This window comes from Vibrio paucivorans (assembly GCF_054053395.1).
In genome coordinates this window covers 2650081-2670596 of the sequence record NZ_CM133230.1, presented here as the reverse complement: position 1 = coordinate 2670596, position 20516 = coordinate 2650081, and the positions used below count along the sequence as shown (strand labels likewise).

The window sequence follows — 20516 nt, the reverse complement described above, 5'->3', positions numbered from 1 at the left end:
ACTTGCTCAAATGATTGGTAGAAGTCACTCTTGCCAAGAAAGAGAGAAGTCTGTCTCTATCACTTTCCCTTCAATTGGATTGTTGTGCTCAAACTGATTGATTTCGCTGCGTAGCCACTTAGCAAATAGCTGTATTTTTTGCCTTTTGTAATATCCTGCTGGTGCGCACATGTAGTAGGCAAAGCGAGGCTTTAGTGCGTGTTCACCGATTCGAACAAGCTTTCCCTCCTTGATGTACCTAATCGCGAGAGAGTGCTTGACTAATGCTACCCCTTGAACTGACAAAGCGCCTTCAAGTACAAAGTGTGAGCCGTTGTATTGTAATGTTGCACGGCTGTGCCTCTTACCTAAGGTGTTTAACCAGCGGTGCCAATCCATGTCTGGCCACTTGTCTTCAATCAAGTCCGCTTTTTCTAAGTCTTCGACCGAGTAAATCCCATGAAGTTGTTGATAGAGCGGATGGCAAACTGGGTAGACGACGTCGTCCATCAACCATTGGCTTTCAATATTGTGGTAGTTGCCTTCACCGTAGCGTATGCAGAGATCGACGCTAGAGTCTTGAAAGGTGACTAATTCATTAGTGGGCTCTAGTAGCAAGGATATATCTGGGTGTTGTTCGCGGAATTCACCGATTCTAGGCACTAGCCAGTGCTGAGCAAATGAAGGCAGTGTTGAGATAGAGAGTTGGTTGGGGTTTGGGTCTTGATTGATGAGCCGGACGCCTGCTTGTAAATGTGCGAACCCCTTTTCAGCCTGTTCAAAGAGCAACTCTCCCTCATGCGTTAACACGATCTTTCGGTGCTGGCGAATAAATAAATCCGTCCCAAGCCAATCTTCAAGTTGGCGTATTTGTTGGCTAATCGCCGCTGCTGTAACGAACAGTGTTTCGGCTGCTTGTTTAAAGCTGCCACATTGAGCTGCGATATAGAAATAGTACATTCCTTGTAGCGGAGGCATTTTCTCTTTCACATTAGTTTTCCTTAACTGAATGTCAAATATCATCGTTTGAGAAACGAGTGGTTGTGACTGATTATTGTACAGGTAAACACGATAACGCAAGAGAAGGAGCTAGGTATGACTACATCAGCTATTTCGAGACAAGCAATCAGCCAACTAACTTTAGAAACAACAGTTAAGAAATTCTATGGCCAAATTAGATTCTGGCTGAGCAAGTCGCGTTCAAGAAAGCAGCTCGCAGAGTTGCCTGATTATCTTCTTGATGATGTCGGTATTTCTAAGCATCAAGCTCGTACCGAGAGCCGACGAGTGTTCTGGGATTAACAATAAGTTTTTAGCTAACCTTCCTGTCTGGTAGCGCCCTGATATCGAGTCGATATCAGGGCTTTTTTGTGATTAGCTAATTTGCTTATTGGTTGGCATCAATCCGATTTCTTCGAATAACCAGTCGGAAAATACCTGACAACGAGCTAGGCGAGAGGAGCTGGGATCACTGCAGAGAGTAAAGCTTAACCCCGGAGAAAGACCAATATCAAATGGCCTTACGAGTAACCCTTTTTCAATAAAGTCACTGGCCAGACTCTCTGAGGCTAAACATACACCATGACCTGCAATTACAGCGCTTAATCCCATTTCGAACGTTGATACCTCCATCCATTGAATTGCACCTTTATTGACACTGACTCCTGCGCGGGCAAACCAATCGTCCCATGTAAAGCTCTCAGAGCCGAAATGAACGAGCCAGCATTTTTGGAGTTGCTGTGGTGAGGTGAACTTCATTGACTTGGCTAGTTGAGGAGAACAGTATGCATAGATCTCTTCATCGATCAGAATTCGCGTCTCTATATCACTGCCTAAGTCAAATTCATTGCCTTGGACAATAGCAATATCAACCTCCGAGTATTTTAGATCGGGCTTATCGCACGTTGTGTGCACTTTAATAGGAATTTCTGGATGATGCATCGAGAACTTCCACAGCCTAGGTAGCAGCCAACGGGAAGCGAAAGAGGGCGGAGAGCTCACATTGAGTAAACCATTGATGGGTTCACATTGGATTTGGTTTAAGCCCGTAATGATATGCTCGAAGCCGGTACAGACTTGCTGGTATAAGCTCTGGCCTTTATCCGTCAGAGCCATTTCTCGTCCTTGTCGAACAAATAGCTTACAGCCTAATGCTTCCTCTAGTTGGCGTATTTTCTGACTTACAGCTGCTTGGCTGATGAAAAGCTCTTGCGCGGCCTTACTATAGCTGTTCATACGTGCTGCAGCCTCGAAGTACCTCAATCCGGAGAGGTGTCTCAAGCGGTTGTCCATAACCCTATCTTATATAACGTGTAATGAATCGTTGTTCGTAATTGTAAGCATGGCTGTCGATAATAACAACGAGTCACAGAGGAAGCAGCTAGGAGAGTGAGATGAGAATTGCGTTAGAGTGGGGTATGAACGTTGAGTTAAAGCTTGGTAAATCAATGTTTAGCTATCAGTTTGGAAAGCTGCTTAAATCAAATGATAAAGCTGACGTTGTCGATATCGTATCACTTAGTGAGCATATGCAACGTGATATCGGCGTTACCAATGAGCAACATTTGACTAGCGATTATCTTAGATTTAAATAACTAGAAATTATGTCTATGACGACTCTTTATTTACGGTTGAGTTGGGTAGTTTGTGAATAGAAAAAGAGCGGCTAATCAGCCGCTCAACGTTACTTATTCTTCCCAAACAACCAGTTTGTCACTTGGCCAGTTATGACCTACTTCGTGGTATTTCTGCTCAAGGATATGACGCTTAATCTTCAAGGTTGGTGTGAGAACGCCGTTTTCAATACTCCAAGGTTCTTTGATCATCAACACGCCTTTAATTTTTTCATGAGAGGCAAGCTGTTGGTTCATTTTCTCGATCACGCGCTTAGTAGTGCGTTCGTATCGAGCGCGATCAAAGTTAGGGAAATCGTGTGGAACGACAAGAAGGATCGGGCCAGGAAGACCTAAACCAATCAGACACATCATCTCGACACGGCTGTACTCAAATAGTTTCTTCTCAATAGGCACCGGTGCAACGAATTTTCCTTTCGCCGTTTTAAAGGTATCTTTCTTACGTCCTTGAATCGTTAGATAGCCTTCGCTATCTATCGCTCCGATATCACCAGTGTGTAGCCAACCATCGCTGTCGAAAGACTCTTGAGTTGCGATGTCATTCTTATAATAACCAGAGAATAAGCCTTGGCCACGAACCATGATTTCATCGTCTTCAGCAATTTTGAGTTCAATCCCTGGGCCAGCGTTACCCACGCTGCCAATTTTATCGGCACGGAATGGGTAGTTGAGCGTACTGTAGGCGAAAGACTCCGTCATGCCCCATGCTTCCGTGATGTTAAGGCCAACGCTGTGATACCAATTAAGTAGCGCAGGTGAAACCGGTGCAGAGCCACAACCTAATACCCGTGCCTGATCTAACCCTAAGCCATCTGCAAGTTTCTTTTTGATTAGTGAGTTAACAAAAGGAATCTTGAGTAATATGTTGAGTTTTTTCTGTGGCAGTTTGTCTTGAATTCGCTGCTGGAACAGTGTCCATAAACGTGGAACAGAAATGAACAGCGTTGGACGCTGCATTTTTACGTCTTCGATAAAGGTATCGAGAGACTCAGGGAAAGCCGTTGGCACGCCCCCCATGATTGAAGAACCGAAAATATAAACACGCTCAGTAATATGAGCGAGTGGTAGGTATGAGAACAGGCGATCATTTGGCTGAATGCCGATATGGTTGATCAACTGTTGCACTGACCAACTAAAGGCACCGTATGTGAGCATCGCGCCTTTTGGCAAGCCTGACGTACCTGAGGTGTACACTAACGACATTAGCTTTTCATCGTGGTGTTCAGGGCGATCAGTGCTTGGTTCTGCTTTCGCTATGATGTCTGTGAAACTATGTTGACACTGTGGTGCGGTGTCATAAGGTAGGGAAATACTGATGAGATCAGGTAAAGTGGTCAGCACTTGCTGAGTTGCTGCCGGATCATCGAGTTTTCCGCCAATCAGCACCTTACTTTCACTGTGAGTAATACAGTATTCGATCGTGTCGGCGCCAGCTGTCGGGAAAATTGGAACGCTGACATAGTCACCCAGCATCATCGCTAAATCACAAATAAACCATTCGGCACAGTTTTTTGATACTAAAGCGATCTTGTCGCCCGGTTGGGCGCCTAGTTCTCGTAATGCTGATACCAAGCGCAAGGCTTTGTCGGCAACTTCAGCGTAGGTATATTCTACGAACTCGCGATTGATAATTTGTTTTAGATAAACCTCATTTGGGCGTTCCTCTGCCCATTTTAGGATCATCTCATTAGGTGGTGGGAGAGCACAGGTCGGTTTGCTTAACTCGTTAGGCTGAATCATTCTCTAACTCCGTGTTATTGGCAAATGATGTAATAATTATTATGTTAAGATCTTGTTAACTCTAGCATAGCGCATGGCCGCAAGAAAAGAGAGGAGAGGTGGGTTCATGTCGATAGAGTGATCTGCACCAAGTAAACTAACGTACTAAATAAAAACGTAATATTGGGTGTGCTTGGATCATAAAGCTAGTTAATGCGTCGGAAGGTGCCGGGTGAAAAGCCGGTTTTCTTTTTGAAGATTCTAGAGAAGTAAGAAACGTCATTATAACCACATTGATAAGCGACGAATGCAATCTTGGTTTTCTTGTCTGCCAGTAACATCTTTTTCGCCAAAGCGATGCGTTTAGACATTAAATAGTCTCGAAAACTAATTCCTATTGCTTTATGGAATACTTTAGAAAAGTAAGTCACTGAATAGTGGCAGTAATCGGCAATATCTTCTTCACGGATTGATTTAGAAATATTTCCCTCTATATACCTAAGTACCTCAAGTAAATCTTTACTGATTTTGTTTTCACTTAAGTAAGGCTCTTTTTTGTGAATGTCCATAATGGACTGGTGGTCTGAAAACTTATAGTGAATGTTTTTACTTAGCTCTTGTAACCAAGGATCAATATCTTGTCCATTTAATTGGAAGCTATCATATACGGTGTCGAGCTCTAGTATTTCAGGGTTTACTTTATGTTTATATAGAATAATCAGGCTTTTGTTTAAGTTTTGGCACAACTTGACAGCGCTCAGTAATAGAGGGTAGTTGTTATCGATATCTAAAAAAAAGAAACAAAACTGGACATTATCTTCACTCACAATCGATATATCGTGACCACTTTCAATGACATGAAAGTATTTCTCAATGCTGAATAATGTGTCTTTTGGTAGATAGGATACCGATAAACCTATCCAATGACCTGCATGTAAAACGTCCATCTAAAACCCAAATATGAATCCCATATGGCATAAGTGCCTACAACTTTAGATTAGAAGTTCATAAGGAAAGTGCAAGAAGTTGAAACAAACAGCCGCTTGGATGTTAGAGAAGCTATGCCTCCATATTTACTGCTGTAGTTTTGCAATGCAAATCACATATTTTCTCGATTCCCGATCTTGTCAAGTATCAATATTGAGAATTCTACCTCTAAAGTTAATTCACTATGCACTTAAATATTAAGGTGATAAAAATATCATTAAATACGTATATATATGTGATCTATATAAAACTGATTCTATAGCTATTGTGTGCATTTTAGAAAAAGAGAGCGTGACAAAATAGTCCTAAAGTTTGCATTCTTTCTCTAACTTAATGGCAAGAAAGTACCAGAAGAGGTCATAAAAATCCTAACTGTTAGTTTTATAAGTATCTAGATTAAGAAGTAAGCAATCAGATGGAATTGCTATTTGGAAGGAGACCAAGCCATGAACAATTTTATGAATAAAATGAAAGAGTTTTTAAACGATGAAGAAGGTTTGACGGTAGTTGAATATGTAGTTGGTGCTGGACTTTTAGTTGCCGGTCTAACGGGTATATTCAGTACATTTAGCTCAACGCTTACTACCGAATTAGGTAACGTATTTAGTTCTTAAGCGGCAATTCTCAAACAACCGTCTACTATTTATACACTAGTTAAATACAACATACTCAATAGTATGTTGTATTTCGACTAGAGTGATGCATATAGGGGGATGGTATGTACAAATTAATTAATAATATTCAACTGTTTATTGATGACGACGAAGGGTTAACAGTCGTAGAGTACGTTGTTGGCGCCGGTCTGATCGTTGTGGGTTTTTCGGGGTTATTTGTCGCGTTTAATGGAATATTAGCCTCAGAATTTTCTTCACTTTTTAGCAGTTGACCTCATTGCTATATCAGGAGTGAAGCTCATGGAATATATAGTCTGGTTGGGGATTATCATCATCGCGGTTTCTGATGCGCGTGAAAATCGAATTCCGAACGCAGCTTTGTTGTTTGTTCTAATTGCTTCACTCATTGACAAATCTATATCAGCGCAACCTCTGACATTGATTGGATGGTCTACTGTAGCGCTAGTCGTAATGTTTTTCTCTGCATTTATTCTTTATCTCTTAGGTGTTATGGCTCCTGGCGATGTAAAGCTTATGGGAGTGGTGGGTTTTATCGTAGGTTGGGGATCTCTACTGCAAACTACGTTTTGGATCGCCATTGCAAGCGTGGTCGTTGGTTCTCTTTTTGCTGCGATGCGGCTTGCGGATGAACCGAGTTCAGGTAGGGCATTATTGACTAAGTACACGATGATCTTTTCATACGGTTCACTCGCAGGAAAATCGTTTTCGCCTACAGTTAACAATAAGAACTCAAAATTGCGCATGCCTTTTGCGCCCGTGGTTGTAATAGGGCTAGCCATGCAGCAATACTTCTAAAAACAAGGAGTCTCTATGGGTACGACAACCACTGAAAGTCGGCATAGAGAGGAATTAACACCGCAGGCTGCTGCGCCTGACGTGCCTACATCTTTTGATGACTTGGGCATACCTAAAGTTGTGTTAGAAAACTTGTTAATTAAACAATTAGCAGCGTTTCCCAAGTCCGACATTTTACAACTTACTAAGCTCCTCGGGGTGAATAGTCACCTTATTGAAGATCTCATCGCTGTGCTTAGAAAAAAATCACTGGTTGAAGTTTTTCAAGCCGCTTCTGAAACTTTCCTTTCTCAAAATACGAGTGGTCATGTTCGCTACGCATTGTCTGAGCAGGGAATGCAAGAGGCGGATATAGCCTTTGCCAAAGATGCCTATCTTGGACCTGCGCCAGTTTCTCTCAGGGATTACCAACAAATGGTTGGAGCGCAGGACGTGCGAGCTCAGACCGTCACAAAACAAGACGTAACTTATGCATTGAGTGATGTGTATGGTGCCGAGCGGATGATTGGCGTGTTGGGGCCGGCTATTAACTCTGGGCGAGCATTATTACTTTACGGCGATGCCGGTACTGGTAAAACGTTCGTCGCAACGAGAATCCTGAATTCATTGAATACCTCTGTGTACGTACCTTATGCCGTCTACGCGGCAGGTAATATCATCAAGGTGTTTTCACCGCAACATCACCGTAAGGTGAACACAGGTGATGAAAGTATTAGCATTACTTTCAAAGATCAACATGATAGGCGCTGGGCGCTGTGTGAAAGGCCTAGTATCCAAGTTGGCGGTGAACTGACGATGGATATGCTTGAAGTGAACCACACCGAGCATAACCGAGTGTGGATGGCGCCATTACAGATGATGGCCAACAACGGCATCTTTATCATTGATGACTTGGGGCGCCAACCAATGCCCGTGGACACATTGCTTAACCGCTGGATTGTGCCGATGGAGTATTTTTACGATTACCTTTCTTTACCCAACGGACAGCAAATAACCATTCCATTTATTCTTACACTGGCGTTCTCTTCTAACTTAGATCCACAGAAAATCGCCGATCCGGCTTTCTTGCGCCGCTTGGGTTACAAGATTCAGTTTTATGCACTAAAAGAAAATGAATACCACGCACTATGGGAGAAGATAGCGCAGGGGCGTGGCTTGAGTATTGAACTTGATACATTCGATAAGTTGTTTGGATTACATCGTCAGCATACCGTTGGCTATTACCCATGTTTACCGAAAGACATTGTTGGGATTAGCCGAGACATTATTGCATTTGAAGAAGTCGAGCCAGTTATTACGCCAGAAATCCTAGCGAGGGCATGGGAAGTGTACTTCACCGCTGACGGCAAAGGAGGAGGCGAAAGATGAGTAGAAACCAAGTGATATTGTTGTTTTTGCTATCCATCATATTTGGTTTGGGTGCAGTATTTTTTGCAAAGCAATGGATGGATCGTCAGCTTCAACCACAAGTGGAAGTCGAAGTGATTGAGCGCGAACCCGTTGTGGTAGCCGCTCAGGAAATAACGGCTGGTAGCGTGATTGAAGAGCAGCACATAACCAGTAAATTACTAGAAAAGTCATGGCGTGATGAAACGCAATATACCGTAGCAGAAGATCTGTTAGGTCAAGTCGTCGCAACGACGATCCATAAAGGTGAAATCATCACTACACCTCGTTTAACCACTCCTGGTGAGGGCTCGACACTTGCGGCATTGATTCCCGAGAATATGCGAGCGGTAACCATCCGAGTTAATGATGTTATTGGTGTGGCGGGTTTCCTATTACCAGGGAATCGAGTGGATATCCTTAACACCGTCAAATACGGTGAGCGCTCTGCGGCTACAACGACGGTGCTTAAAGACATTAAGGTGCTGGCGGTTGACCAAACGGCGAAGAGCAAAGAGAACAAACCTGTGATTGTTCGCGCGGTTACTTTGGAAGTCACGCCTAAGCAAGCAGAAAAACTACTGACGGCAAAAAGCAAAGGTGAAATTCAGCTGACCTTGCGCAACCCGCATGAGCCAGAAGAAAAAATCGTGAAATATAAAGCAGCACCAAGTGTCACGATTATTAAAGGTACTCAATCTACCAACATCAGAGTCAAGGACTGAGGTGATGTATGAGAATAATAATAACGGCATGTCTTATATTTCTTTTCAGTGGTGCAGCTATCTCCTCTACCCAAACGGGTAAAATCGTTAAGGTACCGCATCACAAATCTACTCACGTAAATCTAGCGGGCAAGGCGAAACGAGTTTCTTTGGGGGATCCCGAAGTTCTGGATATTGTCATGCTGAAATCCGATGAAGTGTTTTTGATTGGTAAGAAATTAGGTTCGACTAATTTGATGGCTTGGGACAGCCGTGGGCAGCTTATAGAGTCCATCAATATCGAAGTGACCCATGATCTGAATAGCCTTAAAGCCAAACTGTACGAGTTTCTACCAAATGAAAACATTGAAGTACACAGCGCGCAAAATCGATTAATTCTAAGTGGGCTTGTCAGCAATCAAGCTAATATGAATGTCGCACTGCGGGTGGCGGAAACCTACTCTGCCGGGCAAGCGGTGGATAAGGAAAATGAATCACTGAGTGAGCAAGTTGACCAAACGGGTGTTATTAACCTGATGTCTATCGGTGGTGCGCAGCAAGTCATGCTAGAAGTAACTGTGGCCGAAGTACAGCGCAGCTTAGTGCGTAAGTTTGATGCCAACTTCCATTTCTTCCAGACCAGTGGCTCAAATTTTTCTTGGGGGGGCGCATCGGTTGGCTCTGCCATAGCTGGAACAACACCCATTTTTGAGCTTCCTTCTACAGGGGACTATGGCCTATTAGGTTCTTTTTTAGATGGCAATACTTTGTTTACTTTCGCATTGGATGTCGCAAAGCAAAACGGTAATGCCAAAGTTTTAGCCGAACCTAACCTAACCGCATTAAGCGGCGCGAAAGCTGAGTTCTTAGCCGGTGGGGAATTCCCTATTCCGGTACCGGATGAAGATGGTATTACCATCGAATACAAAGAGTATGGTGTGGGCCTGAAGTTCATTCCAACGGTTTTAAGCGATCAGAAGATCAACTTAAACCTCGCTGTGGATGTCAGTGAAATAGCGTCTTCGACTTCTTTGACTTTGAGTCCGGGTGGCACCAATAGTACCTATGTTATCCCACCAATTACTCGTCGAAGTGCCTCTTCTACTTTGGAGCTGGCTGACGGTCAAACGATTGGTATTGCCGGTCTGTTAAGTGAAAACGTTCGTGACGTAGCGAATAAGATGCCGGGGTTTGGTGATATTCCGGTACTTGGCCAACTCTTCAATAGCCAAGAGTACATTTCGGGTGAAACCGAACTCGTGATATTGGTCACTCCAAGGCTAGCAAAACCTATCGATCGCAACAAAATCACGCTTCCGACCGATGCATTTGTTGAACCGAATGATGTGGAGTACTACTTGTTAGGGCGTGGTGCGTATTTAGCACCACCTTCAGAGACATCGCCGCGTAACTATTCTAAAGAAGCCGACGCCTATACGGATAATTCCCAAGGTGGTACTGAAGGTACCTTTGGTCACAGTTTATAAGGAGTCAAATGATGGGTATTACAAAATGGGTATTGCTGTTGGTAGGGTGCGGTTTCTTGACTGGGTGTGCAAACGAAGCCAGGCTTGGTAGTCACATGGCGAATTTAAGATCAGAACAAGTGTATGACCCTACCGCAACGCGCGACAATTTATCCGTTATACCAACGGGTAGTGGTGAGCGAATGGAAGGCGCCTATCATGTGTATACAGGTCTCAAAAGTGAGAATCTTAAAGGAAGTGATAGTCAGGTTATCGAGTCATTTGCTGATTAATTCGGTACTTACGAATTCAGAGTAAATTGGGCGCATAAGCAACTGCAATTTTTGATTTGCAGAGAGGGAAAACAGCACCTATACCTAAATGGTCATTGGCTTTATTCACAATATGTAGTGTGGTGCTGTTTGCTTGAGTACAAAGGGTATGTACTTGAGAGGATGCTTTTTTGAAAGGCATAAAGGCAAGGAGCGCCGCTGAACCTGGGAATAGATGTAGTCATGGTCACTTCAAAACCAAGAGCGGAAGTAAGGTCTGCTCACTGCCGACAACACAATCGAGTTTCTTCTCTCTCTAGGCGTACGGCCGCTCGTAGCCTTAAAAAGAGTATTGGAGCAGCAATTATCGAGTTTACTTTTGTTGCTTCTGTATTCCTTTCCGTCATTTTCACTATTATCGATCTCGGCATTTTGGGTTATGTGCAGCTCACCATGCAACATGCTGTCAGAGAGGGCGCGCGCTATGCGGTGACGGGGCGATCTGATCTGGACCCCGATGACAACGGTGATCGCAGCGCCGCAATCATTCAAAAAATATCCAATGCCTCAAATGGTCTTCTCAGCAAAGTGATTGAGGAAGAAGACATTCGCGTGGAAGACATTTATGGCAATCCGGTAGCAGGCTTTGGTGGACCAGGTGAAATCATTGCAATCCATATGGATTGTGAGTGGCCGATTGCGAGTGTGTTCGCGCTTCCTCTAGCTGACAGCGGCATTTACAAGTTCACGGTAAGTGCCGCCATGAAAAACGAAGAGTTTTAGGGGGAGTTATGTCTTTTCCTACTATCCAATCCCCTCGAAAGCAATCAGGACTCGCTGCGGTCGAAATGACCATAGTGGTTCCTTTTCTTTTGATTATATTAGTGGGTGTGGTTGAACTGACCCAGTTAGTCAGGGCTAACCACATCTTGCTTAGCTTAAGCCGAGAAGGGGCAAACATCATTTCTCGCAGCAGCACAGAAGAGCCTCAAGATGTGATGGATATCATCTCAGTTACTTCCCAGCCGCTGGTATTAGATTCTGATGGCATTATCTATATCAATTTAGTGGTTGGGCAAGAGGACGACGACCCATACCTTAGCGAACAACACCGCTGGGGAGATTATGGTTACGACAAAGAAAGTGCGATTTGGAGCCACTGCGAAAGTTGGGATATCCAAGAGCAGTGTGAAATAGAAGACGGTGATAATCCAACACTGGCCGATTTTCCAATGGAATTGAGTGATGGCGAGTCTGTATACGTTGTTGAAGTGTTCTACCGATATACACCATTTTTCAACCTTGTGTTTGACAGCGCAATTACGATTCAGGATGCCACTTACTTGTAGAGATTTACTTGTATGGCTTAGGGGGAGGCATGAAAAGATTACGACAGTTAACCTTCAAGCGTATCAAGGGCTTGGTCGGCATTGTCACTGTTATCGCCTTTCCTGTACTTCTCACTGTGGTTGGTTTAGCAGTGGATACGGGCCGCGCCTACTTGGTCAAAGCTAAGTTATTGTCTGCAGTAGATGCAGCCAGTATTGCTGCTGCGCGAGCGGTCGCTAATGGCGAAGATGCTGCAATTGAAGCGGCAAATCGGTATTTCACGGTAAACATGCCTACGGGATATTTTGATAGTACCGCAGAGCTGAAAAATGTCTTTTTTGATTATGATGCGTTCGGCAATATCTCAATAGATATCGATGCATCGGCATCAATGCCTAATTTATTCCTTCAATTCTATGGCGACCAAAGTTACAACATAGACGCCGAAGCTCAAAGTATCCGCCGGCCGGTTGATTTGGTGTTAGTGGTCGACAATACAACTTCGCTCCGCTTGGGCTCTATTGGCGACGTGACGCAAGATGTCATTGATCAGTCTAAGGCGTTTGTGAACAACTTCCATGAAGGGTTTGACCGAATTTCACTGGTTAAGTTTGCCTTTGGTGCTGAAGTTCCCGTCGCATTTAATAGCTCACGAGGTTTTAGTCGTAGTGACATTGCTGGTGAGATTGATGACTTTGACTTCGGTAGTTACCCCAGCAATCTTCAATACACCAATGCATCTGAAGGTGTTTATGCAGCACTTGATCAAATCCGAAATGTCGATAACCCAGCCAATCTGAAAGTCATCGTGTTTTTTACCGATGGAGCACCTAATACCTTTACGTCAGATTTCGAGTTCAGATTTACGAGTAGCTCCTATACAGGGGCTTTGCGTTCCAGTGATGGCGCTAGCGGCACACCACGCGGATTATGGCGACACGATCGAATTGCGACTCAACTGAGTGGAAATGGCTATAGAGGTAATGACATCGATGATTACATTGAGGAACTGCCTGACTACTACAACACTCATGACCCCGATGCGACCGAGTTTAGAGTGCTGAATCCTGATCACCCAAACCGACCAGTTAATCAATACAGTCCAAGTTCACATTCCGCGAATGATCTCTATCAGCGAGTGAATAGAGTGGCGAGAAACCTTGTAGAAGACATGGCAGAAGCTGCGCGTGACGAAGACATTTATGTGTTTACGTTGGGGCTTGGCTCGTCTCTCACCTCAACCTCCGGTCCCGATAGTGAATACGGAGAAGATCTGCTACTGAGAATGGCTAATGACCCCGCTATGCTCGACGATTCAGATCTTGCGGGGGATTTTCAGGCGGACAAGTTACAAGGGGTGTATTGCCATGCGGTTGACGAGTCTGCGTTGGGGCCCTGTTTCGATGAAATGCTTAACGTGATTATTCGCCTCACTCTATAGTATTAACCTTGGGTTAACTTTAAGTGATTGATTTAGTGAGTGATAAATCAATTGCTACAAGTGATCAAAATCACATCTATACTTTTGTTAATACGAAAGTTAGTCACTTAGAAGCATAACGAATCAACGTAGGTTATTCGGTTAGGGGGAATACTATGGGAGAAGCCGTGAAGCTGACAAGGAACGAAGACAACCAGTTAAGGCTAAAAACCAATTTAACGGTGTGGGTATTCTATTCGAGCGATCGCTTCAAGCTGCACATGGCGAATGAACTGGCCAAAAGTAGCAGTATTAACTTCGAGACTGTATCCCTACACAGTTTAGTGGTCGCCAACCTTGCACAATTCTCGCCACCTGATCTGATTTTTGTGGAAACTGGACCTAATTGGGCTCAGAAAATTGTTGAGCTACAGCAGTATGAAATGCCAACGTCTGATGGCCATGAAGCGTCGCTGATTGTATTTGGGAATGAAAGCGACAATGGCGCGCTTAAAATAGCGTTACGAATTGGCGCTGCAGATTTTGTATCAGATAAAGCCCTACTTGAAGAATTGATCCCGATGCTCAAAAACGTCGCTGAGGAAAAGGTGGCAAGCCGAAATTTGGGGGAACTGTTTGTCTTCCTAAATTCTAAAGGGGGCGCTGGGGCATCAACGTTGGCAGTGAATGCTGCGATTGAGGTGGCGACGCAGTATCCAGAAAAAGTGTTACTGCTTGATTTGGATCTCCAATTTGGCGTTATCGACGACTACTTAAATGTCTCTTCCCCATACAGCCTAGCGGATGCGATTGCTAGCGCTGGAGACTTGGATGAAGTCTCACTCAATAGCTTTGTGACTAAGCATGATTCTGGACTGCATGTATTGGGGTTTAAATATGAAAACAGCCACGATAACTACGAAAAAGCGCATCAACTGAGTAAGTTGCTGCCTTTCCTACGAGAGATGTACCCATTTGTGATTGTCGATCTCTCTAGAGGGCTAGACCGGATGTTTTCTTCGGTGCTTGCCCCTGCGAGCAAAGTGTTTCTTGTTACGCAGCAAAACCTTGTCTCTATAAAAAATACCACCCGCATTGCGAAACAATTGGCGTTTGAGTTTGGCATTGTGCGTGAGCAGATAGAAGTGATCGTAAACCGCTATGAGAAGCGACAATCTATCAAGCTAAAAGATATTGAAGGAACGATTGGTGGGGTGACGGTTCATATGATCCCCAATGACTTTAAAGTCGCCATCGAGAGTGCCAATTTAGGACGGCCGTTTATTGAATCCAAAAAGAGCAGTGCAATTACTAAGTCAGTTGTGAAGTTTGCTCACTCTTTGTTGCCTGAAGTTGAAGATAAGAAAGGCTGGTTTAAACGACTATTTTCATAACGGAGTGATTCCACCTACCCACAGGAATTAACAATGTTCTTCAAAAGAAAAAATATAAATCCAGGACTGCAAGAAAAATTAGATGCCGCAGAGTTGCAAGAGAGTCAACAATCAGAGTTGGAGCAAGCTGAGTTAGATATCAATGACCAGCCTCCGCTAGAGGTGAATGAGGCGTCACTTGATGATGTTCAGCAGCGCCGTGCTCAAGAGGCGGAAGCAAAAGAGAAAGTCATTGAAGACGCCCGTAAGCAGCTAACACAAGAGTTGGAAACAAAGCATTATTACCACCAACGTTTGTTAGAAACTCTCGACTTGGGTCTTTTGGCGAGTTTGGATGAAGACAGAGCCAAAAAAGATTTGCACGATGCCATTGTTCAGCTAATGGCAGATGATCAAACTCATGCACTCAGCGCTGAAGGCCGAAAGCGTGTGATTCAGCAGATAGAAGATGAAGTGTTTGGTTTAGGTCCCTTAGAACCCCTACTTAATGATTCAAGCGTGTCAGATATTCTGGTCAATGGGCCAAAGAGCGTGTTTGTTGAGCGACGAGGTAAGCTTGAAGCTACACCGTATACCTTCTTAGACGATCGTCATTTACGTAACATTATTGACCGTATAGTGAGTCAGGTAGGGCGTCGTATCGATGAAGCTTCACCTATGGTGGATGCTCGTTTATTGGATGGTTCTCGGGTAAACGCCATTATCCCACCTCTGGCTCTAGATGGCCCTTCTGTCTCGATACGTCGATTCGCCGTGGAAAAACTCAATATGGAAAACCTTTTGAGCTTCAACTCGCTGTCCGAGCAAATGGCGAAGTTTGTTGAAGCCGCGGTTAAAGGGGAATTAAACATACTGATTTCAGGTGGTACGGGTTCTGGAAAAACCACCACATTGAATATCTTCTCCGGCTTTATCCCCAGCGATGATCGTATCATAACCATTGAAGACTCGGCCGAGTTACAACTTCAGCAACCTCATGTTGTTCGCTTGGAAACTCGCCCAGCTAACCTAGAAGGTAAAGGTGAAATTACCCAGCGAGATTTGGTGAAAAACTCACTGCGTATGCGCCCAGACAGAGTGGTACTGGGTGAGGTGCGGGGAAGTGAAGCGGTCGATATGCTGGCCGCAATGAATACCGGCCATGATGGATCATTAGCGACCATTCACGCCAATACCCCTCGTGATGCATTAAGTCGGGTTGAGAATATGTTCGCAATGGCTGGTTGGAATATGTCGACCAAGAATCTTCGTTCTCAAATCGCATCTGCTATTCACTTAGTGGTGCAGATGGAAAGGCAAGAAGATGGCCGGCGCCGAATGGTCAGCATTGCGGAGATTAATGGCATGGAAGGCGAAATTATTACCATGTCTGAAATCTTTAAATTCCAGCGCCAAGGGATGGACGAAGAAGGGAATGTGGTGGGCTATTTTACCGCGACAGGCGTGATCCCTGGGTGTCATGAAATGCTGTCGAAAAAAGGGCATCACCTGCCTTTTGAGATATTCAACGAAACCTATCAGTAGGAGGAACAGGTCATGGATGAAGACATTACTCTCTTTTTCGTATTGCTGTTCTTTGCTGTTGTATTTATTTCGCAAGCGCTTATCTTGCCCGCGGCAGGTAGTAAAGCGAAACATAAAGAGCTGTCTCAACGGCTGAAAGATTCGCAGGCAACATTGGACGAAGAAGCGCGTTCACTGCTGCACGAACATTACTTAAAAAGCTTAACCCCACTCGATCGTAAGCTGGTGGAGTTCAAGTTATTCTCATCGATTAAGAAATCTCTCGAGTTGTCGGGTTCTCACTGGACTTTGACCCAAACGCTAACTGTTACAACGATCTTATCGGTTGTTTTCGGTTTGATCACCGCGATTCTCACTCAGCTGTTTTATGTTGGAATATGCAGCTTTATCGGTGTTTGGGCAATTATGCACGTTTACCTGCAAAAGAAAATTTCAGATCGATTGGCTGCGTTTGAAGAGCAGTTACCGGATGCGTTAGACATCATGCGTCGCATGTTGCAAGCAGGGCAACCCGTCACTCAGTCATTCAACGAAGTTGGCGTGGAAATGCCACCGCCAATTGGTATCGAATTTAAAAACACCTTCAACCTACTCAACTACGGTTATGACATGCGCCTTGCCATTATGCAGATGGCGGAGCGCACCCCAACAGTATCCATGCTCGCGTTTTCTAGTGCGGTTATCTTGCAAAAAGAAACTGGTGGTAACTTATCCGAGAACTTAGAAAAAGTGTCGCAAGTGCTGCGTGCGCGATTCAAACTTCAGCGTAAGATCAAAACCATTTCGGCAGAAAGCCGAATGTCGGCTTGGATACTGGTGCTTTCGCCGTTTATTTTGTTCATCGCTATGTCTTTCATTAACCCTGGGTATATTGCGCCGCTCTACGAAGACCCTAGAGGCATGAAATTAATTAGTGGCGGGATTATTAGTTTGTTTATCGGCTCGTTGTGGATTCGCAACATCATCAACTTCGAGGTGTAGCATGGATATCAACGCGCTGCTTGGGTTTATCGACAATATTCCTCTTGATGAGGAAATGCTTTATCTCCTGATGATCTTGCTGTCTACCGTATTTATGGTGGTGTCCGTAGTACTTATTGTGATAGGGACGAAGAACCCAATCAAAAGAAAACTAGAGCTAATTCGTAGTGAGAGTGGTGCAGGTAAACTGAGAAAATCGAGCCGAATCGATAATACCCTAGAGTCTTTGAGCCCTGTTATGGCACAGTCGAACTCGAAGGAGAGCGAGAGCTTACGCCATCAACTCATGCATGCTGGTTTTCATGATGCTAGCGCTCTAACCATCTTTTATGCCATCAAAGCGGTGTGTTTGGTTGTAGGGTTAATGATTGCTGCTTTGCTGTATTTCTTTCAGCCAGAAATGAGTAATTTGCATCTTGCGATGATTGTTAGTGTGGCGATTGGTATCTATATCCCAAACATAGGGCTCAATCGATTTGTACAAAAGCGGCAAACAAAAATTCGCGCTGGGGTACCGGATGCCTTGGATTTGCTAGTGGTATGTACCGAGTCTGGCCTAGGGTTCAATTCTGCATTAAGGCGTGTAGCCGATGAGTTAATGATTTCACATCCCGATTTCGCTGATGAATTGGATACTGTGTGTTCAAAAATTAAAGCTGGCGTAGAAATGTCAGATGCGTTTGAAGAGTTAGTAGAGCGTACTGGTGTTGAAGAGATCGTTGGCCTAGTGAAGATGCTGGCTCATGCTTCTAAAATCGGTGGTAGCATCGCTCAAACATTACGTGATTACACCGAAGATTTTCGTGACCGCAGAAACCAAGAAGTTGAAGAAATTGCGGCCAAAATTCCTACTAAAATGATTTTCCCCTTGTTGCTGTTCATATGGCCATGTTTCTTCATCGTCGCCATTGGCCCAGCGATGTTATCGATCACGTCAACATTGGGTAACTAAGGATTCGCTATGAATGGATTCAAACACATACTCGTTGCATTTTTGGCTTTGTTTTTGGTGGCTTGTGCATCCCAAGAGGAAGACAAAAATGCATTTGATAGCCCACTTTATGATGGGCGCCCAGTCGATACTCTTACCTCAGAAGCCGCCCCTCTTAGCGAGAAAGAGGCGATCATGCGTGGGGATATCGCGTTAGGTAATCGCAATCTGGATTTGGCGCTGTATGAATACATTCGCTCACTGTCGTTTCCTGAAGCGCAATATCGAGATAAGTCGCTATATAACATCGGCAGAATTCATCAATCTCGAGGTAATTTAGCTCTAGCGGAAAAAGCGTATTTATTGGCGATTGAAGATAATCCCAATAATGTCAAAGTACTTGAGCAGTTAGGGAGTATTTATGCCAAGTCAGGCGATGTAGAGCAAGGTTACAGCTATTTTCTACGCGCGTTGAATGCTGATCAAGTGAGATTAAAGAGCTCAAATACCCTCAAGCAGGGCGATCTGGTTACCGCTCAGGATGTGGAAGCGCTCAAGATTGATGGTTCTTCACCGACGACCGCATACATGGGGTTAGGGGTGTTAACTGATGTCAAAGCTGAACATGAACTCGCCCAAGCTTTTTACAACAAGGCCATTAAAATCACGCCAAAGTCGGTCAAAGCTCAAATGAACTTAGGCTACTCCTATTACATGACCGGGGATTATGAAAACGCTCAGCGTTACACTATGGCAGCACTTGAAGTGGATCCGAACAATGAGAAAGCGCAAAACAACTTGGCGCTGATCTATCTTGGTAAAGGTGAAATTAAACGCGCTATTAATGTGTTCATGCGCCAGATGGATGCAGCTGAAGCGTTAAACAATGTAGGGTACTTTTTGATCTTACAAGGCAAGCCCGACAAAGCCATTCCTTATTTACAACAGGCGATAGACAAAAAGCCATCTTATTACAAAGTAGCCAACGAAAATTTGGAACGAGCGCTTGCTGAGGTGAGAGCTAAAACAGTTAAAGAGCAAGGTCTAGAAGAGCAGCCGACTAAGGTCACGCAGTAAATGGTCCACTCAATAAATAAAAAAGGAGAGCCAGGTGCTCTCCTTTTTTGCTATTCGGTTCACCGAACATTACCTGTTTACAGCATGCCAGTTACGGCTCCAGCTAGCATAAAGAACGCCACCATCCATACGATAGGCAGTTTGAGTTGTTTTAGTAGGTAGAAACCAATCAAAATCAAGGCGATGTCTTGTGCACCAGCCACTGCGCTAGAAAAAACAGGCTGGTATAACGCTGCGACCAATAACCCCACAACAGCGGCGTTTACACCATTTATTGCGCCAGATACTTTGTGGTTTGCTGCTAATGCCTGCCAGTTCTTGAGCACGCCAAGTAACAATAAGAAACCTGGTAGGAAAACACCGATAGTCGCAATCAGAGCTCCGACAATAGGTGCTTGTGGCAGTAGTTCATAGCCGATATAGGTGGCGAAAGTGAACATAGGTCCTGGCACTGCCTGAGCAGCTGCATACCCGGTGAGGAAAGCGTCTTGTGTCAGTTGGTCACCGACAATATTTTGTAGAAGTGGCAGAACAACATGGCCGCCGCCAAACACTAAACTGCCAGCTTGGAAGAAGTCACTAAACAAAGCCAGTTCCGGCATTTTGTAGGCGAAAATAGGTAGGGCAAACAGTAGAACTGCGAACAGTGCCAACGGTAAAACTGAAGGCTTAAATGTTTCGTTGGAACCTTGAACGTCACTACCCAAGTATTTCACTCCGATAAGTGCTGCGACCACAAGTACCACCATTTGGGTGGCGATACTAGGCACTACCAGCAGCGCGATGGCCGTGCCCACGCACAAACCGACAGACAATTTATTCTGGCAGAAGTTTTTGTACATGCCCCAAGTCGCGTCAGCAACCACGACAACTGCAAGTAGCTTCAATCCGTGTACAACACTTTGAAATAGCGTCGCTTCAGTCAGCTGGCTACTTAGCATAGCTAACGCCAACATGATCAGAATAGATGGCAGTGTGAAGCCTAAGAACGCCATACACGCGCCGCCTAATCCTCCACGTTTATAACCTAAGGCAAATCCCACTTGGCTTGACCCTGGGCCCGGTAAAAACTGGCTGAGCGCAACAATTTGCGCGTATTCTTTGTCATCGAGCCATTTTAGCTTTTCGACAAACGTATTGCGGAAATATCCAATGTGCGCCGCTGGCCCGCCAAAGCTAATCCAGCCTAACCAAAAAAATGTCTTGAATATCGACAGCATGAGAGCGATCTCGTGTTAAGTAATTAAGCTCATTTTATGAAATGGTATAAGATGACTCAAATTG

The 20516-nt window shown here is 44.4% G+C and carries 22 protein-coding genes; 17 read left to right on the top strand and 5 right to left on the bottom strand.

All coding sequences use genetic code 11. The annotated features are described in order from the left end of the window. Window positions 1-24: 24 nt before the first annotated feature. The gene (locus ACXABW_RS12175; RefSeq protein WP_457522924.1) at window positions 25-969 is read right to left on the bottom strand and encodes a LysR substrate-binding domain-containing protein; all 945 of its coding nucleotides are present in this window, start codon (window positions 967-969) and stop codon (window positions 25-27) included. 105 nt (window positions 970-1074) lie between these two features. Between ACXABW_RS12175 and ACXABW_RS12170 the strand changes: the two genes are divergently transcribed. Continuing rightward, complete coding sequence (locus ACXABW_RS12170; RefSeq protein WP_457522922.1) at window positions 1075-1281, top strand: DUF1127 domain-containing protein; 207 nt, start codon at window positions 1075-1077, stop codon at window positions 1279-1281. Window positions 1282-1353: 72 nt separating this feature from the next. Here ACXABW_RS12170 and ACXABW_RS12165 read toward each other — a convergent pair whose 3' ends face one another. Next, window positions 1354-2271, bottom strand: a complete 918-nt coding sequence (locus tag ACXABW_RS12165) for a LysR substrate-binding domain-containing protein (RefSeq protein WP_457522920.1) — start codon at window positions 2269-2271, stop codon at window positions 1354-1356. Between the two features lie 101 nt (window positions 2272-2372). Here ACXABW_RS12165 and ACXABW_RS12160 point away from each other — a divergent pair, with 101 nt between their 5' ends. After that, the gene (locus tag ACXABW_RS12160) at window positions 2373-2573 is read left to right on the top strand and encodes a hypothetical protein (RefSeq protein WP_457522919.1); all 201 of its coding nucleotides are present in this window, start codon (window positions 2373-2375) and stop codon (window positions 2571-2573) included. 93 nt (window positions 2574-2666) lie between these two features. Here ACXABW_RS12160 and ACXABW_RS12155 read toward each other — a convergent pair whose 3' ends face one another. Both ACXABW_RS12155 and ACXABW_RS12150 read right to left on the bottom strand, forming a co-directional pair. Next, window positions 2667-4352 carry an AMP-binding protein gene (locus ACXABW_RS12155; protein ID WP_457522918.1) on the bottom strand — a complete coding sequence of 562 codons (1686 nt, stop codon included), beginning with the start codon at window positions 4350-4352 and terminating at the stop codon, window positions 2667-2669. Between the two features lie 185 nt (window positions 4353-4537). Then, the gene (locus ACXABW_RS12150) at window positions 4538-5278 is read right to left on the bottom strand and encodes a helix-turn-helix domain-containing protein (protein WP_457522917.1); all 741 of its coding nucleotides are present in this window, start codon (window positions 5276-5278) and stop codon (window positions 4538-4540) included. Between the two features lie 486 nt (window positions 5279-5764). On the opposite strand from ACXABW_RS12150, the gene ACXABW_RS12145 reads away from it, so the two are divergent. The 15 genes from ACXABW_RS12145 (at window position 5765) to ACXABW_RS12075 (ending at window position 19232) form a co-directional block, all read left to right on the top strand. Then, on the top strand, window positions 5765-5932 hold the full coding sequence (locus tag ACXABW_RS12145; RefSeq protein ID WP_457522916.1) for a Flp family type IVb pilin: 168 nt from the start codon (window positions 5765-5767) through the stop codon (window positions 5930-5932). Window positions 5933-6036: 104 nt separating this feature from the next. Beyond that, window positions 6037-6204, top strand: a complete 168-nt coding sequence (locus ACXABW_RS12140; protein ID WP_457522915.1) for a Flp family type IVb pilin — start codon at window positions 6037-6039, stop codon at window positions 6202-6204. Between the two features lie 28 nt (window positions 6205-6232). Continuing rightward, the gene (locus ACXABW_RS12135) at window positions 6233-6748 is read left to right on the top strand and encodes a prepilin peptidase (protein WP_457522914.1); all 516 of its coding nucleotides are present in this window, start codon (window positions 6233-6235) and stop codon (window positions 6746-6748) included. Between the two features lie 15 nt (window positions 6749-6763). Beyond that, window positions 6764-8116 carry an AAA family ATPase gene (locus tag ACXABW_RS12130; protein ID WP_457522913.1) on the top strand — a complete coding sequence of 451 codons (1353 nt, stop codon included), beginning with the start codon at window positions 6764-6766 and terminating at the stop codon, window positions 8114-8116. After that, window positions 8113-8859 (top strand): Flp pilus assembly protein CpaB, encoded by a 747-nt coding sequence (gene cpaB, locus ACXABW_RS12125; protein WP_457522911.1) that lies wholly within the window; start codon window positions 8113-8115, stop codon window positions 8857-8859. Before ACXABW_RS12130 ends, cpaB begins: the two co-directional genes overlap by 4 nt. 8 nt (window positions 8860-8867) lie before the next feature. Then, window positions 8868-10325, top strand: coding sequence for a type II and III secretion system protein family protein (locus ACXABW_RS12120; protein ID WP_457522909.1), 1458 nt, complete (start codon window positions 8868-8870; stop codon window positions 10323-10325). 95 nt (window positions 10326-10420) lie between these two features. Then, complete coding sequence (locus tag ACXABW_RS12115; RefSeq protein WP_457522907.1) at window positions 10421-10597, top strand: hypothetical protein; 177 nt, start codon at window positions 10421-10423, stop codon at window positions 10595-10597. Window positions 10598-10819: 222 nt separating this feature from the next. Next, window positions 10820-11359: a TadE/TadG family type IV pilus assembly protein gene (locus tag ACXABW_RS12110; protein ID WP_457522905.1), complete on the top strand. Its 540-nt coding sequence runs from the start codon at window positions 10820-10822 to the stop codon at window positions 11357-11359. Between the two features lie 8 nt (window positions 11360-11367). Then, window positions 11368-11925 carry a TadE/TadG family type IV pilus assembly protein gene (locus tag ACXABW_RS12105; protein WP_457522904.1) on the top strand — a complete coding sequence of 186 codons (558 nt, stop codon included), beginning with the start codon at window positions 11368-11370 and terminating at the stop codon, window positions 11923-11925. A 29-nt stretch (window positions 11926-11954) separates the two neighbouring features. After that, window positions 11955-13346 (top strand): VWA domain-containing protein, encoded by a 1392-nt coding sequence (locus ACXABW_RS12100; protein ID WP_457522902.1) that lies wholly within the window; start codon window positions 11955-11957, stop codon window positions 13344-13346. 155 nt (window positions 13347-13501) lie between these two features. Continuing rightward, window positions 13502-14719, top strand: a complete 1218-nt coding sequence (locus tag ACXABW_RS12095; RefSeq protein ID WP_457522900.1) for an AAA family ATPase — start codon at window positions 13502-13504, stop codon at window positions 14717-14719. Between the two features lie 33 nt (window positions 14720-14752). Next, window positions 14753-16243 (top strand): CpaF family protein, encoded by a 1491-nt coding sequence (locus ACXABW_RS12090; protein WP_457522899.1) that lies wholly within the window; start codon window positions 14753-14755, stop codon window positions 16241-16243. Window positions 16244-16255: 12 nt separating this feature from the next. Beyond that, window positions 16256-17224, top strand: a complete 969-nt coding sequence (locus ACXABW_RS12085; RefSeq protein WP_457522897.1) for a type II secretion system F family protein — start codon at window positions 16256-16258, stop codon at window positions 17222-17224. A gap of 7 nt (window positions 17225-17231) precedes the next feature. Next, entirely contained in the window at window positions 17232-18176 is a 945-nt protein-coding gene (locus tag ACXABW_RS12080; RefSeq protein ID WP_457525020.1) for a type II secretion system F family protein, read from the top strand. Between the two features lie 9 nt (window positions 18177-18185). Next, window positions 18186-19232, top strand: coding sequence for a tetratricopeptide repeat protein (locus tag ACXABW_RS12075; RefSeq protein WP_457522895.1), 1047 nt, complete (start codon window positions 18186-18188; stop codon window positions 19230-19232). 77 nt (window positions 19233-19309) lie between these two features. Here ACXABW_RS12075 and chrA read toward each other — a convergent pair whose 3' ends face one another. Next, the gene (gene chrA, locus ACXABW_RS12070; RefSeq protein ID WP_457522893.1) at window positions 19310-20452 is read right to left on the bottom strand and encodes a chromate efflux transporter; all 1143 of its coding nucleotides are present in this window, start codon (window positions 20450-20452) and stop codon (window positions 19310-19312) included. Between the last annotated feature and the right edge of the window lie 64 nt (window positions 20453-20516).

What these genes read in the sequence shown, in the direction of transcription:
- ACXABW_RS12170 (WP_457522922.1), top strand. Translation starts at nt 1,075, where the DNA reads ATGACTACATCAGCTATTTCGAGACAAGCAATCAGCCAACTAACTTTA.
- ACXABW_RS12165 (WP_457522920.1), bottom strand. Translation starts at nt 2,271, where the DNA reads ATGGACAACCGCTTGAGACACCTCTCCGGATTGAGGTACTTCGAGGCT.
- ACXABW_RS12160 (WP_457522919.1), top strand. Translation starts at nt 2,373, where the DNA reads ATGAGAATTGCGTTAGAGTGGGGTATGAACGTTGAGTTAAAGCTTGGT.
- ACXABW_RS12155 (WP_457522918.1), bottom strand. Translation starts at nt 4,352, where the DNA reads ATGATTCAGCCTAACGAGTTAAGCAAACCGACCTGTGCTCTCCCACCA.
- ACXABW_RS12150 (WP_457522917.1), bottom strand. Translation starts at nt 5,278, where the DNA reads ATGGACGTTTTACATGCAGGTCATTGGATAGGTTTATCGGTATCCTAT.
- ACXABW_RS12145 (WP_457522916.1), top strand. Translation starts at nt 5,765, where the DNA reads ATGAACAATTTTATGAATAAAATGAAAGAGTTTTTAAACGATGAAGAA.
- ACXABW_RS12140 (WP_457522915.1), top strand. Translation starts at nt 6,037, where the DNA reads ATGTACAAATTAATTAATAATATTCAACTGTTTATTGATGACGACGAA.
- ACXABW_RS12135 (WP_457522914.1), top strand. Translation starts at nt 6,233, where the DNA reads ATGGAATATATAGTCTGGTTGGGGATTATCATCATCGCGGTTTCTGAT.
- ACXABW_RS12130 (WP_457522913.1), top strand. Translation starts at nt 6,764, where the DNA reads ATGGGTACGACAACCACTGAAAGTCGGCATAGAGAGGAATTAACACCG.
- cpaB (WP_457522911.1), top strand. Translation starts at nt 8,113, where the DNA reads ATGAGTAGAAACCAAGTGATATTGTTGTTTTTGCTATCCATCATATTT.
- ACXABW_RS12120 (WP_457522909.1), top strand. Translation starts at nt 8,868, where the DNA reads ATGAGAATAATAATAACGGCATGTCTTATATTTCTTTTCAGTGGTGCA.
- ACXABW_RS12115 (WP_457522907.1), top strand. Translation starts at nt 10,421, where the DNA reads ATGGCGAATTTAAGATCAGAACAAGTGTATGACCCTACCGCAACGCGC.
- ACXABW_RS12110 (WP_457522905.1), top strand. Translation starts at nt 10,820, where the DNA reads ATGGTCACTTCAAAACCAAGAGCGGAAGTAAGGTCTGCTCACTGCCGA.
- ACXABW_RS12105 (WP_457522904.1), top strand. Translation starts at nt 11,368, where the DNA reads ATGTCTTTTCCTACTATCCAATCCCCTCGAAAGCAATCAGGACTCGCT.
- ACXABW_RS12100 (WP_457522902.1), top strand. Translation starts at nt 11,955, where the DNA reads ATGAAAAGATTACGACAGTTAACCTTCAAGCGTATCAAGGGCTTGGTC.
- ACXABW_RS12095 (WP_457522900.1), top strand. Translation starts at nt 13,502, where the DNA reads ATGGGAGAAGCCGTGAAGCTGACAAGGAACGAAGACAACCAGTTAAGG.
- ACXABW_RS12090 (WP_457522899.1), top strand. Translation starts at nt 14,753, where the DNA reads ATGTTCTTCAAAAGAAAAAATATAAATCCAGGACTGCAAGAAAAATTA.
- ACXABW_RS12085 (WP_457522897.1), top strand. Translation starts at nt 16,256, where the DNA reads ATGGATGAAGACATTACTCTCTTTTTCGTATTGCTGTTCTTTGCTGTT.
- ACXABW_RS12075 (WP_457522895.1), top strand. Translation starts at nt 18,186, where the DNA reads ATGAATGGATTCAAACACATACTCGTTGCATTTTTGGCTTTGTTTTTG.
- chrA (WP_457522893.1), bottom strand. Translation starts at nt 20,452, where the DNA reads ATGCTGTCGATATTCAAGACATTTTTTTGGTTAGGCTGGATTAGCTTT.